16 protein-coding genes are annotated in these 14,137 nt (G+C 57.0%); 6 read left to right on the top strand and 10 right to left on the bottom strand.

All coding sequences use genetic code 11. From position 1 onward, the window contains the following. Positions 1 to 4: 4 nt before the first annotated feature. The 3 genes from SHIM_RS18840 to SHIM_RS18850 all read right to left on the bottom strand — a co-directional run bounded on the left by SHIM_RS18840 (position 5) and on the right by SHIM_RS18850 (position 2,173). Positions 5 to 496: a GNAT family N-acetyltransferase gene (locus tag SHIM_RS18840; protein ID WP_054004242.1), complete on the bottom strand. Its 492-nt coding sequence runs from the start codon at positions 494 to 496 to the stop codon at positions 5 to 7. Positions 497 to 543: 47 nt separating this feature from the next. Beyond that, the gene (locus SHIM_RS18845) at positions 544 to 1,107 is read right to left on the bottom strand and encodes an HD domain-containing protein (RefSeq protein ID WP_054004243.1); all 564 of its coding nucleotides are present in this window, start codon (positions 1,105 to 1,107) and stop codon (positions 544 to 546) included. 112 nt (positions 1,108 to 1,219) lie between these two features. Beyond that, a complete protein-coding gene (locus SHIM_RS18850) occupies positions 1,220 to 2,173 on the bottom strand; it encodes a glycosyltransferase (RefSeq protein ID WP_193749970.1) in 954 nt (317 codons plus the stop codon). Positions 2,174 to 2,450: 277 nt separating this feature from the next. Between SHIM_RS18850 and SHIM_RS18855 the strand changes: the two genes are divergently transcribed. Together SHIM_RS18855 and ahcY are read left to right on the top strand one after the other, a co-directional pair. Then, complete coding sequence (locus SHIM_RS18855; protein WP_054004245.1) at positions 2,451 to 2,786, top strand: hypothetical protein; 336 nt, start codon at positions 2,451 to 2,453, stop codon at positions 2,784 to 2,786. A gap of 57 nt (positions 2,787 to 2,843) precedes the next feature. Beyond that, positions 2,844 to 4,226 carry an adenosylhomocysteinase gene (gene ahcY / locus SHIM_RS18860; RefSeq protein WP_054004246.1) on the top strand — a complete coding sequence of 461 codons (1,383 nt, stop codon included), beginning with the start codon at positions 2,844 to 2,846 and terminating at the stop codon, positions 4,224 to 4,226. 275 nt (positions 4,227 to 4,501) lie between these two features. Here the strand turns inward: ahcY and SHIM_RS18865 are convergent, their stop codons facing one another. Both SHIM_RS18865 and SHIM_RS18870 read right to left on the bottom strand, forming a co-directional pair. Then, a complete protein-coding gene (locus tag SHIM_RS18865) occupies positions 4,502 to 5,380 on the bottom strand; it encodes a hypothetical protein (RefSeq protein WP_193749972.1) in 879 nt (292 codons plus the stop codon). Positions 5,381 to 5,636: 256 nt separating this feature from the next. Then, positions 5,637 to 6,620, bottom strand: coding sequence for a Gfo/Idh/MocA family protein (locus SHIM_RS18870; RefSeq protein WP_054004433.1), 984 nt, complete (start codon positions 6,618 to 6,620; stop codon positions 5,637 to 5,639). Between the two features lie 196 nt (positions 6,621 to 6,816). Here SHIM_RS18870 and SHIM_RS18875 point away from each other — a divergent pair, with 196 nt between their 5' ends. Further along, positions 6,817 to 7,158 carry a DUF2853 family protein gene (locus tag SHIM_RS18875; RefSeq protein ID WP_054004434.1) on the top strand — a complete coding sequence of 114 codons (342 nt, stop codon included), beginning with the start codon at positions 6,817 to 6,819 and terminating at the stop codon, positions 7,156 to 7,158. 73 nt (positions 7,159 to 7,231) lie between these two features. Here SHIM_RS18875 and SHIM_RS18880 read toward each other — a convergent pair whose 3' ends face one another. Genes SHIM_RS18880 through tsaD form a run of 5 tightly spaced genes read right to left on the bottom strand, consistent with a single transcriptional unit; the run spans position 7,232 to position 10,417 of the window. Further along, positions 7,232 to 7,627 (bottom strand): DUF1761 domain-containing protein, encoded by a 396-nt coding sequence (locus SHIM_RS18880; protein WP_054004248.1) that lies wholly within the window; start codon positions 7,625 to 7,627, stop codon positions 7,232 to 7,234. 44 nt (positions 7,628 to 7,671) lie between these two features. Then, positions 7,672 to 8,091, bottom strand: coding sequence for an EVE domain-containing protein (locus SHIM_RS18885; protein WP_054004249.1), 420 nt, complete (start codon positions 8,089 to 8,091; stop codon positions 7,672 to 7,674). Beyond that, complete coding sequence (locus tag SHIM_RS18890) at positions 8,091 to 8,366, bottom strand: YciI family protein (RefSeq protein ID WP_054004250.1); 276 nt, start codon at positions 8,364 to 8,366, stop codon at positions 8,091 to 8,093. Before SHIM_RS18890 ends, SHIM_RS18885 begins: the two co-directional genes overlap by 1 nt. Before the next feature lie 3 nt (positions 8,367 to 8,369). Continuing rightward, positions 8,370 to 9,323, bottom strand: coding sequence for an NAD(P)H-dependent glycerol-3-phosphate dehydrogenase (locus SHIM_RS18895; protein ID WP_054004251.1), 954 nt, complete (start codon positions 9,321 to 9,323; stop codon positions 8,370 to 8,372). Next, a complete protein-coding gene (gene tsaD, locus SHIM_RS18900) occupies positions 9,320 to 10,417 on the bottom strand; it encodes a tRNA (adenosine(37)-N6)-threonylcarbamoyltransferase complex transferase subunit TsaD (protein WP_054004435.1) in 1,098 nt (365 codons plus the stop codon). Before tsaD ends, SHIM_RS18895 begins: the two co-directional genes overlap by 4 nt. A 76-nt stretch (positions 10,418 to 10,493) precedes the next feature. On the opposite strand from tsaD, the gene SHIM_RS18905 reads away from it, so the two are divergent. From SHIM_RS18905 to SHIM_RS18915, 3 genes are read left to right on the top strand one after another with little or no spacing between them, the layout of a single operon-like run. After that, positions 10,494 to 11,228: a uroporphyrinogen-III synthase gene (locus SHIM_RS18905; RefSeq protein ID WP_054004252.1), complete on the top strand. Its 735-nt coding sequence runs from the start codon at positions 10,494 to 10,496 to the stop codon at positions 11,226 to 11,228. 57 nt (positions 11,229 to 11,285) lie between these two features. Continuing rightward, entirely contained in the window at positions 11,286 to 12,554 is a 1,269-nt protein-coding gene (locus tag SHIM_RS18910; RefSeq protein WP_054004253.1) for a COG4223 family protein, read from the top strand. A gap of 10 nt (positions 12,555 to 12,564) precedes the next feature. Further along, complete coding sequence (locus tag SHIM_RS18915) at positions 12,565 to 14,067, top strand: heme biosynthesis protein HemY (RefSeq protein WP_054004254.1); 1,503 nt, start codon at positions 12,565 to 12,567, stop codon at positions 14,065 to 14,067. Positions 14,068 to 14,137: the final 70 nt, after the last annotated feature.

A 14,137-nucleotide genomic window follows, 5' to 3' on the forward strand; every position in this document is an offset into this window, starting at 1 on the left:
GGCGTCAGAGGTTGAAGCGTTTTACGCATTTGGCGACGATGGAGCCGTCGTCCAGCGTGATGTTTTCTTTGCGCTTGTATTGTTCAAACCCGCGCGATTGGTAGTAGGCAAGTCCGCTTGTATTGTCGGCGCGGATTTCGGCGTCGATCCAATTGTATCCCATGCCGCGCGCAGCCGGCTTGGTTGCCTCAAACAGTTTGGATCCGATCCCCAGACCAGTGCGACCGGATTTGACGAAGGTTCCGATCTCGCAGGCCTCGGGCGGCAGGTCACCCCACGGGCCGATCCATTGAAACCCCAAAAGATTGCCGTCGCTGTCTTCGGCGATATGCCAGATGGCCTTGCCGGGATCCGCCATCAACCAACCGCCCAGATCCTTGCGGGTCAGGGGTTTGGTGATGGCAGTGGTGCCTCCGATCGCAATGATTTCATTGAGTAGGTCGAGGGTTTGGCGCAGGTCGCCTTCGCCGCCGGGACGGACTGTAATCTGGGTCATTGGAAAAAGGCCTTTTGGAAAATTCAGAGACTAATTCAGCGCAAAACCTACATTTTGGCAAGCAATTCGATGTGACGGGCGGTGTAGTCGTTGCGGGCCTCGACCGGTGGGCGCAGCCGGATTGAAAGGCCTTCGATGACCTTTGGATCGGGGCGTCCAAACAATTTGTTGGCCTCGGTCACAGAAAAACCTGCGATCTGGGTGGCTTCCATCCAAGCACTGATTTTGTCGGCTTTTTTGATTTGCGCCTTAATGCGTTTGGGCGTCGCGGCGGGCAGGCCAAAGCGGATGTGGATGGCCGCGGTTAGTCGATCGTCGAGTTCGCCATAGGACGGGCCGACGGCCGCTTTGACCGGAGAAATCATGTCGCCAATCACATACTCGGGCGCGTCATGCAGCAGGGCGGCGAGGCGCCATTTCATGGGAGCCGTCGGATACATGCGGCCAAACAGGGTTTCGACCAGTAGGGAATGTTCCGCCACCGAATAGGCAAAATCGCCTTTGGTCTGGCCATTCCAGCGCGCCACGAAGGCAAGGCCATGCGCGATGTCCTCGATCTCGATATCGACTGGGGTGGGGTCCAGCAGATCAAGTCTGCGACCGGAAAGCATGCGTTGCCAAGCTCGTGCCACGGGGAGCCTCTTGTGGTTTGTGGGTGGTCCTTGGTTAGCGGTGAGACGCGGTGCGCGCAACGGGATTGCGCGGGTGAAGGTGTTAGGGGTGTTAGAGTAGGGTGCTGAAGGGAGAGGCGAAACGGCCAACGAGTGCTTCCAGCTTCTCGGGGTGGCGCCGCTGCCAGCGCCAGTTTCGCAAGTTTGTCATTGGCGAGACCCGACGGCCTCCGGGGAGCCAAGTGTGAAACGCCAAATCGCCGCCATGGCGTGCGAAATAGCGTTGGTACTCCCGGATCAAAGCGGGGGAAAAGCGGTTTTCTTTTTGATGGGCGCGCCAGGGCTTTTTGGGACCGCAGAAGTGCAACATTTGAGGATTGGCGAGGCGCGTGAAAGTTGGAAAGATGTGAGTCCATTGCCAGTTCCAAGCTGGATGCAATTCCGCCCATTCGCCGCGCAATTCCAAATTCAGAAGCGATTGGTCGTGGTGTGTGGTCGGCGTATCCGCTTTGCTGATGACCAGAAGGCGGTCAAGCAAATCAGTCTCTAATACACGTGAGCTGTCCATAAGCATCACGCCGGAATTCAAAAACCGTAGGCCGGGGAGGCCCCGTTCTGCGAAATCGTTGATCGGCGCGTCAAGATCCAACCATTGCTGCACGTCGCGCACGCCAGCAACGGGGTGGGGACCCATATCAACGTCAAACAAGCGGTCAAGCGACGGGGACAATAAATAGGTGTCTGTGTCGGCATACAGGATGCGGCGGTAACGGTCGCCAAGGGCCTGCGGCAGCCAGAGCCGGAGATACACTTCGAGGGGCAGCCATTTCAGGGGCAGGTTTAGATCGGTCAGCGGTTTCCGCAAATTCAGCACTTTGTTGCGAATGCCAAGCTTGGTGAGTTCATCCGGCAGGGTCAGAGGCTCGAACGAGCAAATGAGGATGTCAAAATTCCGATCTCCGCTGACATGGGCAGCTTGTCGGGCGGCAAATTGCGCCAGAGGGGCCTGTTGAGCATCTGTGACAAAAGCCAGACAATTTTGGTGAGGTCCGCGCTGTGCGGTCATTGGGGAACTTTCCGGCGAGGCTGCATTTTTTGGAAATATGACGGTCTGGACCTTGAGGCACAACCGACCGTAATTGGATTTGCCCCAAAAATGACACATTTCAGGAGCATCCTTTTTATGTGCCGGTATCACGTGCTGCCAACAAAACAACGTGATCACCCGTGTTTTGAAAACGCGCACGGTGGTGCCGACATAAATAGCGAGGGGGGCACGTTTATTGCTTCCTCCCGCGTGTCCTCCTCACATTGTCTGATCACAGCGTGAAAAGGAGGCTGTTATGTTTAAGCGACTTATTGGTGGAGCTGTGCTTTTTGGCATGGCCGCGACCGCGCCGCCGGTGGCTGCGCAGGGGCTACATTGCGCCGAGCGCGATGATGTGGTGGCGCGGCTTTCCAGCAAGTATTCTGAGGCGTTGACCGCCGGTGGGCTGCAGGGTGTGACCACCAACAAAACCACGCTCGTTGAAGTTTGGGTGTCTGAAAAAACCGGTACGTTTACGGTCATCATGACCAACCCCATGGGGGTAAGTTGTATCGTGGCTGCGGGCACTGATTGGCACCAAGAAACGCGCCCGCAATCCGGTTCCGGCAAATCGGGTGAGGTGCCGTTGTAGAACGGGCCCTGCGATGTTATCTGCACGCGATAGATAACTCGTAAGGAGCTGGGCGCGATGGCGACCGATTATATCGTTAAAGACATCTCACTGGCGGACTTCGGCCGCAAGGAACTGGACATTGCCGAAACCGAGATGCCGGGCCTGATGGCGCTGCGCGCGGAATACGGCGAAAGCAAACCACTCGCGGGCTCGCGCATTGTTGGGTCATTGCACATGACCATTCAAACCGCCTGTCTGATTGAAACGCTGGTTGCGCTGGGCGCGGATGTGCGTTGGGCGAGCTGTAACATCTTTTCCACACAAGACCACGCAGCCGCAGCGATTGCGCAATCTGGCGTGCCGGTTTTCGCGATCAAAGGCCAGTCGCTGGAAGAGCATTGGGATTACCTGGACAAATCGTTCCAGTTCCCAGAAGGCGCAAACCTGATCTTGGATGATGGCGGCGACGCGACACTTTACGTTTTGCTAGGTGCCAAAGCCGAAGCGGGCGAAGAATTGGGTGTTGCGACGTCTGAAGAAGAAGAAGCCATTCACGCGCAGATCAAAAAGCGCATGGCGGCAAGCCCCGGTTGGTTCACCAAGACACGTGCCGACATCATGGGCGTATCGGAAGAAACCACCACAGGCGTGCACCGTCTGTATGATCTGCACAAGAAAGGCGAACTGCCTTTCCCTGCGATCAACGTGAACGATTCTGTCACCAAGTCGAAGTTCGACAACAAATACGGCTGTAAGGAATCGCTGGTCGACGGCGTCCGCCGCGCCACCGACACGATGATGGCCGGCAAAGTGGCTGTTGTCTGTGGTTATGGCGATGTGGGCAAAGGCTCGGCAGCGTCGCTGTCCGGTGCGGGCGCCCGCGTGAAAGTGACCGAAGCGGATCCGATCTGTGCGCTTCAGGCAGCGATGGACGGCTATGAAGTTGTGTTGCTGGAAGAGAGCCTTGATGCGGATCTGTTCATCACCACCACCGGCAACAAAGACGTGATCCGCATCGAGCATATGCGCGAGATGAAGGACATGGCGATTGTTGGCAACATCGGCCACTTCGACAACGAAATTCAGGTCGCGAACTTGAAGAACCACAAGTGGACCAACATCAAAGAACAGGTGGATATGATCGAGATGCCGTCGGGCAACCGGTTGATCCTGCTGTCTGAGGGTCGTTTGCTGAACCTTGGCAACGCCACAGGCCACCCGTCGTTTGTGATGTCCGCGTCGTTCACCAACCAAGTGTTGGCGCAGATTGAATTGTTCACCAAGAACGATCAGTACGACAACGAAGTCTATATCCTGCCCAAACATCTGGACGAGAAGGTGGCCGCGCTGCACCTCGCCAAAGTGGGCGCGAAGCTGTCCAAGCTGACACCGGAGCAGGCGTCCTATATCGGCGTTTCGCCGGAGGGTCCGTTCAAGCCGGAGCACTATCGCTATTAAGCGGTTTTGCTGGTTGAGATACAGAGCGGCGTCCCAGAGATGGGGCGCCGTTTTGTTTTGGGGGAGGTGCAGTTGCGGCGAAAGTCGGGTATGAGCCCAAATGTTTGGTTTTCCGCCATGCAGCAAATGTCGTGTCCTAAGTTACCCAACTGAATTATAGGTCATCATCACAACCTGCAAAACATGGTTCGTTTGGACTATCACAAATATCATAATATTTGCACAAAAGCGGCTCCTTGAGATATTCGGTCTCTTTTGTTCAGCAAATACATCTATTACTGTGAAAGTTTGATCTTTCTTTTTTCGTCTCGCCATTCTGTTTTAGTAAATTTTATCGACAAAATTTGATCCGCAATTGTAGCGTTCTGCGAGTCCAAAACTGACTGCAACTGGGAGATTTGGTTGCTCAGTGATGCGATCTTTTGTTTAAGGTCATTTTTCTCATTTTTGCCATCTGGGGTTTTGACATATGCGCAAAGTTGCTTTGCGTCTCCAAGATCGGATTTTACTGAAAGAATCTTTGACGAGATAGAGTCCCGCTTTGACTTAATTCGACCGATCGTTGACTTTGCGGCTTCTATATTGGCTTTATATCGGTCCAGATCACCTCTTGAATATTTGTTAAAGATACTCTTTGGGTTGAAATCACTTCTGACCTTCTGACCTCCGCGCCCGCTGAATCCATTCCACACTGACTTCTGCCGATTTGACCAATCATAGAAATCATCTTTGGATGCTTTGTTCTTTTTCAGCTTTTGGTATGCTGAATCAAGATCTGACTGGATGGATTTGCTTTCAGAGATCAGCTTGTTGAGAGCGTCATAAAGAACTTTTTTGTCCTCGAAGCAATTTTTCAAATTACTCAGTCGATCAGAGTTATTTTGAAAAAGGATTTCCACCTCACGAAATGCCTTCTCAGCGGTTTTCTTTTCGGCTTTATACTCGTTCAAAACCCCGTTTTTCGTTGTCAGGGTGGCGATGTGAACTTCACTTATTTTGGTCAAATGGATCTTGGTTTCCGCACTTGGAAACCAAAGTTTTTTGAGCTTACTGAGAAATTCCAATGCTTTTTCCTTCGATGCAATAGTTTGTGGCGCATAAATAGGCGTTAAATTTGTCATAACTTCGTAAGCGATACCATGGGGTCCTCGCATCGCTTACATAACTTCGCTTGTGCGCAATATCTGCATCCGAAAGCACACCTTTGCGCCTGTTTCAAAGATAATAGATTTGTCCCGCATAGCCGACAAGCAATGCGGACAGAATATTCAAGCGTTCCCTTATTGCCATAGCGTGCTTTGGCAGCGCCCGAACCGCCCCATCAAACAACAGGTTTGACTTCGGCAAGACGCGGGCGTTTTTTTCCAACCCTCGGTTCGGGCGCGGTGAGTGCTGGTGTCGTAGAGGCGACTATCCCCGCGCTGCCACATCCCAATCCGTCAGAAACTGCATGATCTCTAGGCTATCAGACAGGCGCGGCGAGGGGCGTTGGGTCTCTGTTGCACGGCTGGTCAAAGCGCGTTCGACCATGCGGGTTTGGTGATAGAAGGCGTCGTTGGCGTCATTCACGACGATAGCGCGTTCAGGGCCATCGAACGGCCGCCAGATCATGCGGCTGTCGCCTGCGTCGGGCAGCCACGGGTTGGTGTCAAACCGCAGGGCGCCTTTGGTGGTGATGACCTCAAATCCAAAGGCCATGCCGTGACTGTCGCTGCTTTGCAGAGTGGCGAAAACGCCGTTGTCAAAGCGCACGGACAGCGACGTGTCCTGTACGTTGCCATCGGGGTTTATCGTGCCTTGCGCCGCCATCGTGCGTGCGCCAAAGGCGGTGTCGCCGCACATGGTTTGCACCACGAGATGCAGCAGGGACGCGGGGTAGCAGCCAAGGTTGTAAAGTGTACCGCCACCTGCGGGGTTCACGACCTGCCAGATGTCGGCGGCGTAAAATCCGGACACAGACCGCAGTTCGCCAAATGTCGGGTCACGCATCAGCGACATGAATTGCGCCATCAAAGGATGGGCGAGGTACATGAGACCCTCGGCAAAGAAGAGGTCGCTGGAGTGTACAGCCTGCGCAAGGGTCTCGGCGTCTGTCATGGACACGGTCAGAGACTTTTCGCACAGCACCGGTTTTCCAGCAGCGAGCGCGGCCGCGGTTGCGTCAGCGTGCAGGTGGTTGGGCAGGGCGATATAGACCACATCGACGTCGTCTGAGGCCAAGAGATCAGCGGTATCAGCATAGCCCAGTGGGATTTGATACTGCGCTTGCATGTCGGCCAGCGCAGCCTCGTTGCGGCCCGCGATTGCGGTGGCAACGGAGCCTTTGGACTTGGCAATTGCACCTAGCATGGCGTGTGAAATGAACCCTGTGCCGATGATACCCCAACGCAACATTTTGACCCCATTGGTTGCCGTGAAAACGCGCACACTAGGCGCGCGGTTTGGGATTGGCCAGAGAGCAAACGGGTTTGCGGGGAAAGGCGCGGCAGATTTCCCTTTGTCTGGTGTAAATCCGTGTTTACTGTCTCAGGCAGCCAACAGAGGCACCAAAACGAACAAGGCAATTGCGCCGACGACCTGGGAGATAGTGATGGGCAAACGTGACGAGTTGATCGCCAAATACGCGGATGATCTGAAAAACAAATGCGGAATGACACCGGATATGGACCTTTTGACAAAGGTGACCATCGGGTGTGGTCCGGCGATCTATAACGACGATGCCTCGACAGTGGCAGGTTCGCAGGACAGCGAACTTGAGACTGTCAAAACAAACTTTCTTATGAAAAAACTGGGTCTGGCCGACAGCCCTGCATTGATGGAAGCCATCAATTCGGTGATCGAAACCTACGGCAAATCCGAACGCAACAAATACCGCGCTGTGGTGTATTACATGCTGACCAAGCATTTTGGTAAAGAGGCCGTATACGGCTGATTTATTTGACAGTTTTATATGAAAACGCCCGAAGGATCATCCTTCGGGCGTTTTGCGTTGCGTGGGTGGTTTTCTAAAAAAGAGTCAGAACCGCACCCATGATCGTGCAGCCGAGGGTGGCATATCCGCCGTCGATGATCATCAACGTGCGGCTGCGGCCTGCGAAACCGTAGTTGGTGACAACCCATGGCGCCGCAAGAAAGAGGCCAATGCCGAGGCCGCCAATGATGCCTTTGTCCAATGTTTCAATCGCCGACAACGCAAAGACGTGGCGCATCATGCCCGCGACGATCAACGCGCAAACAAAGGCGAGAATGTAAGGTGTCGGGTTTTTAGAGTTGGTCGGACGACCGTCGTCTCCGATTTCGACTCCTGCGGCTTGCATCCACGGTTTGGCCAGCGCCATGTACCAGATTGAGCCAAATACATAAGAGGCCAAAGCGGCCGCCAACACGGCTAGGTATTCCATAAGGTTCTCCCCGTTTTGTTTATGCGGGGAGTATGCCTAATATTTCAGCTATGAGAACCGCTCATCTCAAGGATGATTTGCCACTCGTCTTCGGACACGGGCTGCACCGATAGGCGGGAGTTTTTCACCAGCACCATATCGGCAAGCCGTGGGTCCGCCTTGATCACATCAAGTGTCACGGGGGATTTGACCGGCGCGATTGCTTTGATGTCGACGCATTCCCAGCGATCGTCATCGGTGGTGCTGTCGGGGTGGGCCTCGGCGCAGACTTCGACGACACCGACGACGGCTCTCTCTTTTTGCGAATGATAGAAAAAGCCGCGGTCCCCCACGGCCATTTCGCGCATGAAGTTCCGCGCCTGATAGTTGCGCACGCCGTCCCATTCTTCGCCCACGTCCCCTTTGGCGACCTGTTGGTCCCAGCCCCAGGTCGAAGGTTCGGATTTGAACAGCCAGTAACGCATCAGCCCAACACCTTGTTCCACGCCTTCAGTTCGACGTTTTCGAACAGGTCGGCGGCCTTATAAGGGTCATTGGCCGCCCAGGTTTCTGCCTCGGCCATGTCGGCGACGTTCAGAATGATCAGCGAGCCGCACATGTCACCCGCGTCGTCCAAAAAGGGACCGGCCATCATGATCGTGTCGCCGGAGCCTTTGAGGTAGGCAACATGGGCGTCGCGGTTGGCTTTGCGGATTTCAAGCGCGCCGGGTTTGTCTTTGGCGATTAGGGCGATCAACATCGGTTATTCCTCTTTGGGTGGTCTTGCGAGCAGCATTTCCATGGCGTCGCGGATTTGCAAGCCCCCTTGAAGGATCGCAACGACTGCGGCGGTGATGGGCATATCGATTTGCATTGTCTTGGCACGGGCAAGCGCGGCGGTCGCTGTTGCGGCGCCTTCGACTGTGACGGTGGGGTCAAAGATTTCGCCACGACCCAGCGACAGGCCAAAGCGGAAATTGCGTGATTGTTCGGACGAGCACGTCAGAGTGAGGTCACCAAAACCGGACAGGCCCGCCAAAGTGTCGGGCTGTGCCCCAAGAGCGCGGGCCATACGCTGCATTTCGGCATAGCCGCGTGTCATGAGAGCCGCGCGGGCGCTGTCGCCAAGACCGGCACCAATGGCAATGCCGCATGCAATGGCGATGACGTTTTTGAGGGCACCGCCAAGCTCTGCACCGACAGTGTCGGTGGTGCGATAGATGCGGATATTCGGTGACTTCAGTCTCTGTTGCAGGGCTTTTCCAACGGTTTCGTCGGGACTTGCCAGCGTGAGTGCAGTCGGCAAACCGCGTGCGATGTCGGCAGCAAAGCTGGGACCGGTGAGGATCGCAGGTGTTGCATCAGGCAGCACGTCGCGGATCAGGGCAACCGGGCCAAGTTGGGTGCCAAGTTCGACGCCCTTGCAGCAGGCAACAAGCGTGCGGCCGGAGAGTTCCGGGTGGGTTTCCAGCAGGCCACGCAGTTTTTGCATCGGAACCGCGAGAAGGACCACATCGTTGAGCGCGGAGGAGAATTGGGCAGTAACAGAGACTGTTTCTGGCAGCGCCACATCGGGAAGGCGCGGGTTGGTTCGGGTGTTTTGCATGCTCTTGGCTGCGTCAGGGTGGCGCGCCCAAAGCGTCACGGGTGTGCCATTTCGGGCGATAGCAATGGCCAAGGCTGTGCCAAACGCACCGGCGCCGAGAACGGAGATCATGCTTTGGCTCCCTTTTTGCCGCTGCCCAACAGTGCGGGAGCGGTTTGATCAAGTGGCCAGCGCGGCCGGGCTGACAGGCTCATGTCATCGCGCGCGCCTGCCTTGAAGCGTTCCAGTCCCGCATAAGCAATCATCGCGGCGTTGTCGGTGCAAAGTGCCAAAGGGGGCGCGGTGAATGTTGCGCCACTTTCGGCACAAACAGTCTCTAACTCGGCGCGAATGGCGGTGTTTGCTGCCACACCGCCGGCCACGGCAAGCAAAGGCTCGGAGGGCCTTTCCGCCATATAGAGCGCCAGCGCGCGGCGGGTTTTTTCGGCTAACACATCAACAACGGCGGCTTGAAAGCTGGCGCAGAGGTCGGCGCGATCCTGAACCGTGAGGCCGCCTTTTTCCGTGATGATTGCGTCTCGGGCGCGCAGCAGAGCGGTCTTTAGGCCAGAGAAAGACATATCGCAGCCGGGACGATCCAGAAGGGGGCGTGGGAGGCGGAAAGCCTTGGGGTTGCCGTTGAGCGCCTCGGCCTGAACCGATGGGCCGCCGGGTTGTGGCAGACCAAGCAGGCGCGCGGTTTTGTCAAAGGCTTCGCCCGGAGCGTCGTCGATGGTGCCGCCGAGGCGGGTGAACTTTTCCGGTCCATGGGCGATCAGGAACTGACAATGGCCGCCGGACACCAGAAGCATCAAGTAGGGGTAGGCCACCTGATCGGTGAGGCGGGGGGTCAAGGCGTGGCCGGCAAGGTGGTTTACGCCCACAAGCGGGATGTCGAGGCCAGCAGAAAGGCCTTTGGCGCACATCACTGCAGACAAGACTCCGCCAATTAGACCCGGGCCCGAGGTGACGGCAATTGCGTCTACTTCGGCGAGCGTTACATTTGCGGCGGCGAGCGCCTCTTCGACGCTGTGGTCAAGTTTTTCGGCGTGGGCGCGTGCGGCGATTTCGGGCACGACACCGCCAAAAGATGCGTGCAGATCGGTCTGGCCGTGCACGATGGAGGCAAGGATTTCAGGCGCCTGATCGCCGGATTGGCGCAGGATTGCTGCCGCGGTGTCATCGCAGCTGCTTTCCAGTCCGAGGATGGTGAGAGGCTTTGTCATGTGTCCTTGCCGTTGCGCCTGTGCCTTGTGGCAGGTAACACCGGAAGGCGGCTCAAACAATCCCGGCGCTTTTTTCATGAGTGATTTGTCCCCATCCATCCTGATCACGCGGCCACAGGCTGCGGCGGAGCGGTTTGAGGAGGCGTTGCGCGCGGCAGGGATTGCAGCGCCTGTGACGGCCTCGCCTTTGATCAAGATTGTGCCAACTGGTGACACCCCATCGTTGGACGCAGTGTCAGGGGTTATTTTCACCTCGGTGAACGGTGTTGAGGCAATGGCGGACGGCGACTTGCCTGCGTGGTGTGTGGGCACGGCCACCGCAGAGGCCGCACGTGCGCGTGGATGGCAGGCGCGGTCAGCCGGTGGCGATGCGGAGGCGCTGTGTGAGCGGGTTCTGGCCGACGCAAAGCGCGAGGCTATTCAGGGGTCGCTGATGCACCTGAGAGGCCGGTTTGCCCGAGGCGAGGTGGCGACGCGATTGAGTGCCGCGGGGGTGCCAACCGGCGAAGCAATTGTCTATGATCAGAAATTATGCGGCCTGTCCGAGGGCGCAAAAGCACTGTTGATGCGGGAAAACCCCGTGATTGTTCCCCTTTTCTCGCCCCGCTCGGCGGCGCAATTTGCAGCAGAGGTGGCGAAGATCGAAGTATCGGCGCCAATGTATGTGGTCGCGATGAGCGCGGCGGTGGCGGCCGAAACGCGGGATTTGAATGCGTTTGTGCTGAAATTAGTGGCACATCCGAGTGCGGCAGAGATGATTGACGCCGTGTTGGGACTGTTGGACGCATCAGATAATGTTGAGGACCGCTGATGGCTGACCTAGATTGGTGCTGCGACTGCGAAATAACCGGATTCGAAAGGACTTCAGGTGGGCAATTCTGACAAGACCGACAAACCGGAAGACGATCAAGTCAAGGCGGACGACGCCAATGCTGACGAGATCGAGGATGCGGAGATTGTTGACGAGACAGAAGATGAGATGGTTGTCGCGGAAGACGAGGCGCCGATTGATCTGAACGAACCCGACGCGGCTGAGGCATACGATGATGCGGAAATGTACGTCGCTGAAGAGGACTTTGCGGAGGATTATGAAGCCTATGACGTCGAAGATGCGAGCGGTGACGAGGCTTTCGTAGAGCCAATGGCAACCGCAACTCCGGAGAAGCGCGGCGGGTTCTTTCCGATGGTGCTTGGTGGCGCGGTTGCGGCGGCAATCGGATTTGGCGGCGCGGTCTTTTTTGGCGATCAGCTTGGTATTGGGGCCAAGACGGATGACGCCATCGCCAAGGTGACGGCCGATCTGGTGGCGCAGAAAGATGCGTTGGCGGCGGTGCACGACAAACTTGGCACGGCGACGGACACTGCTGCGGGGGCGGCGCAAGGCGCGTCCGATGCTGTGGCAGCGACCACAAGTTTGCGGGCTGATATGGATGGCTATGCGTCCGAGCTGAAAACGCTGTCTGACGCGGTGGCGGGGTTTGAAGCGCGCTTGAATGACATTGAGAAACGTCCCCTGAACGAAGGTTTGGGCGCGGCGGCGATTGCGGCATACGAGCGTGAGGTGAACGAGCTAAAAGATTTGGTCGCGGCCCAAAAGGCAGATGCGGCAGAGTTGAAAGACAAGGCGGATTTGTCTGCCAAGGCCGCGTTGGCGCGGTCGGCTGCGACACGGATCGTGGTTGCCCTCGACAGCGGTGCGGCTTTCAGCGGTGCTTTGGTGGATTATCGGTCTGCCACGGGCGCCGAGGTGGACGCAGCGCTGGCAGATCATGCGGAGACCGGTGTCGTCACGCTTGCAGCACTGCTGGAAAGCTATCCTGAGGCAGCGCGGGCGGCATTGGCTAAGGCGCGGGCAGATAAAGTGGATGAAGCGCAGGGCAGCAAGCTCGGTAATTTCCTGAAAAACCAGTTGGGAGCGCGGTCGGTTGAGGCCCGGGAGGGCAGCGATACCGATGCCGTCCTAAGTCGTGCGGAAGCGGCGCTGCGAGATGGCAATCTGGCAGACGCGCTGACCGAGCTGGATGGTTTGGCTGAAGGTCCGAAGGCGGCGCTGGCAGAATGGCGCGGCCAAGCCGAAACCCGATTGAAGGCGACACTTGCCGCTGAAGCGATGGCGCAGAGCCTGAACACAAATTGAAAGTCTGAACATGCTGTGGTCTTTGATTAAGATACTTGTTTTTGTTGCCATTATCGGTGCCGTGACCTTTGGCGCAATCTACCTGCTGGAAAGCGAAGGCGGTTCATTTGTTACTTTCCCCGACATAAATGGTGTCGAATACTCACTTGGCCCGTTTCAAACCGCGCTTGCGCTGATTGCATTGGTGGCCGCGACCTGGCTGGCGATTAGGCTGTTTGGGCTTTTGATTGCGACGCTGAAGGTTCTTGGCGGGGATGAGACTGCAATTGGCCGCTGGTGGAACCGCAACCGCGAAAGGAAAGGCCATCAGGCGTTGGCGGAGAGCATGTTGGCACTGGCCAGCGGCGAAGGTCGTATTGCGTTGGAAAAAGCGCGGCAGGCGGAAAAGAAACTGCACAAGCCAGAGCTGACCAATCTGATCGTGGCGCAAGCTGCCGAGATGAGCGGCGATACTAAGAAGGCTGAGGACGTCTACAAAACACTTCTGAAAGACGAGCGCACGCGGTTTGTGGGTGTTCGTGGCCTGATGAAGCAGAAGCTGGACGAAGGCAAAACCGATGTGGCGCTGAAGCTGGCGGAAACGGCATTTGCCCTCAAGCCGCGCCATGAGGAGGTGCAAGACACCTTGCTGCGCCTGCAGACGGAGAGCGAAGACTGGAGCGGCGCCCGTGGCACGCTGAACGCAAAGCTCAAACATGGCACGATGCCACGAGACGTACATCGCCGTCGCGACGCTGTTTTGGCGCTGGGCGAGGCCAAGGGCATTGTGGATGACGCCAACTCGATCGAAGCGCGCGAGCGGGCGATTGAAGCCAACCGCTTGTCGCCGGATCTGGTGCCCGCTGCGGTGCTGGCGGCCAAAGGCTATATCGATCAAGGGCGACCGCGGAATGCGACGCGCCTGCTGCGCAAAACATGGGACGTGAGCCCGCATCCTGATCTGGCAGCGGCCTATGCGGCCATCGAGCCTGACGAAACGCCTCATGCACGGATCAAACGGTTTAAAACGCTCACCAAGGCGACGCCGGATCATCCCGAGACGCGCATGTTGAACGCCGAGTTGAAGATTGCAGCCGAGGATTTCCCCGGTGCCCGTCGTGCGCTGGGTGATCTGTATGAGGCTGAGCCGACGCAGCGGGCGTTGACCATCATGGCGGCCATTGAACGTGGTGAGGGTGGCAGTGACGCTGTGGTCAAAGGCTATTTGGCGAAGGCACTGACCGCGCCGCGCGGACCTCAGTGGATTTGTGACACCTGCCACAACATTCACGCGGAATGGGCGCCGACCTGTACCAATTGCGGAAGCTTTGACACGTTGAGCTGGAAGGCCCCGCCGGAGACCGAAAGCTTGTCGGCCGCGGGCATCGAAATGTTGCCGCTGATTGTGGGTGCTTTGGAAGACCGCGCGGACCCAGAGGACGCCGTTGAGATCGATGGGGAGGACGTGACTGAAGCGGACACCGTAGAGGCCGAGGCAGAAGCGGTTGTTACGGACGCTAAGACAACCATCTGAGCGCGTCGCTAATCTTGAAATGAAACGAAATGGGGCAGGCGATGGACCTGCCCTTTGGGGTCCGGGCACC

Source organism: Shimia sp. SK013 (assembly GCF_001292625.1).
Lineage (GTDB): Bacteria > Pseudomonadota > Alphaproteobacteria > Rhodobacterales > Rhodobacteraceae > Shimia.